The 1,941-nt window shown below is 53.4% G+C and carries 2 protein-coding genes; both read right to left on the reverse strand.

Annotated elements, in window-relative coordinates; translation table 11 throughout:
- Positions 1 to 72: 72 nt before the first annotated feature.
- Positions 73 to 807 carry an FAD-binding oxidoreductase gene (locus tag ACP7BV_RS26795; RefSeq protein WP_426107942.1) on the reverse strand — a complete coding sequence of 245 codons (735 nt, stop codon included), beginning with the start codon at positions 805 to 807 and terminating at the stop codon, positions 73 to 75.
- Positions 808 to 824: 17 nt separating this feature from the next.
- A partial coding sequence (serA, locus tag ACP7BV_RS26800; RefSeq protein WP_426107943.1) for a phosphoglycerate dehydrogenase occupies positions 825 to 1,941 on the reverse strand: 1,117 nt, incomplete at its 5' end.

A 1,941-nucleotide genomic window follows, 5' to 3' on the forward strand; every position in this document is an offset into this window, starting at 1 on the left:
GTATATATGGACCGCGAAAGCGACCGACATTCTTGCCAAAGTCACGCGCGCTCGTGCCAAACTTAATAAGCTTCAATTTGTTTGACGCACTACACTAGCTTGAAACGCCGCCAGGACATGCATAATCGAATTGAAGTCGGGCATACCCAGTACCATCACACGCAAATCGCGCGGTTGGCGTTCTAGCCTGATCTCCGCTTCTGTGATAAAACCGAGCGTGCCTTCGGCACCGATAAACAAATGCCGCAAGTCATATCCGGTCGCATTTTTCGTCATACCCTTGTTCAGGTGCAAAACGTCGCCGTTGCCGGTGACGACGGTCAAACCAAGCACCCAGTCGCGGGTCATGCCATAACGGATCACCTTGATTCCGCCGGCGTTGGTGGCAATATTGCCGCCGATATGGCTGGAACCGGCCGATGCAAAATTGACTGGATAATACAGCCCTTGCTCGATGGCAAACTGCTGAAGTTGCCCAGTCAGCACGCCAGCCTGGACCCGCACCATATGATCGAGAGGTAAGTACTCGAGCACTTTGTTCATCCGGTCGAAGCTGACCACGACTTCGCCATGCGCGGCCACGGCGCCGGCCGACAAACCGGTGCGGCCACCCGATGGCACCAAAGCGATTTTTTCCAGATTTGCCAGTTTGACGATAGCTTGCACTTCTTCGGTGCTGGCTGGAAACACAATGGCTGTGGCGGCCGGCGCATATTGGCGGCTTGCGTCACAAGCCCAGTTTGCCAGGCTGTCGGCATCTATTTTGACGTGGGTCGCGCCTACGATGGCTTGCAGTTTTTCGATCATGGTCTGGTGTCAGTTCATCAATGCAATACGCGGGCCCAAATCGTGCCGTCAATTTCCTGCAGCTTGTGCAGCGCCACGGTGGAATAGTCGACATCGACATCCATCACCAGATATCCTACCGCATCATTGGTCATCAGGCTCTGTGCCGAGATATTGAAGCCATTTTCAGCGAAAATGCCGTTAATGGCAGACAATACACCGGGGATATTTTTGTGAATGTGAAGCAAACGGTGCTTGCCAGCGAGCAAAGGCACTGCCACTTCCGGAAAGTTTACCGCCGACAGCGTGGCGCCGGTATCGGAGTAGCGGACAAATTTCTCGGCCACTTCCAGACCGATATTAGCCTGGGCTTCCAACGTCGAGCCACCGATATGCGGCGTTAAAATAACGTTGTCGAATCGACGCAGCGGCGACAGAAATTCTTCATCGTTGGCTTTCGGTTCTTTTGGGAACACGTCGATCGAAGCGCCACCGAGTTGTTTGCTTTCTAGCGCCGCAGCCAGCGCGTCGATATCGACGCAACTACCACGTGCGGCATTGATAAAGATGCTGCCAGATTTCATTGTTGCAAACTGTTTGGCACCCATCATGTTTTCGGTCGAAGCGATTTCAGGCACATGCAGGGATACGACATCGGCTTGCGCCAACAGCTCGTCCAGTGTGCCCAGCTGACGAGCATTACCCAGTGGTAGTTTGGTGATGGCATCATAATAAATTACATGCATGCCCAGCGCTTCCGCCAGCACGGATAATTGAGTGCCGATGTTGCCATAACCGACAATACCCAGTGTCTTGCCACGGGCTTCAAACGAGCCTTCTGCAGATTTCGACCAACCGCCGCGATGCACCAGTGCATTTTTCTCCGGAATTCCGCGCAATAGCAGGATGGCTTCGGCCAGCACAAGTTCAGCCACAGAGCGAGTATTGGAATGGGGCGCATTGAAAACAGGAATGCCTTTGGCCATCGCTGCACGCAGATTGACCTGGTTGGTGCCGATACAGAAGCAGCCAATGGCAATCAGTTTATCGGCCGCTTGCAATACTCTTTCATTAATTTTGGTGCGCGAGCGGATGCCGACAAAGTGGACGTTCCTGATTTTTTCGATCAGCGCATCTTCATCGAGCGCCGTGTGC

This window comes from Massilia sp. TSP1-1-2 (assembly GCF_049896185.1).
Lineage (GTDB): Bacteria > Pseudomonadota > Gammaproteobacteria > Burkholderiales > Burkholderiaceae_D > Telluria_A.

Excerpts from the sequence above, each read along its gene's own strand:
- ACP7BV_RS26795 (WP_426107942.1), bottom strand. The coding sequence starts at position 807 with ATGATCGAAAAACTGCAAGCCATCGTAGGCGCGACCCACGTCAAAATA.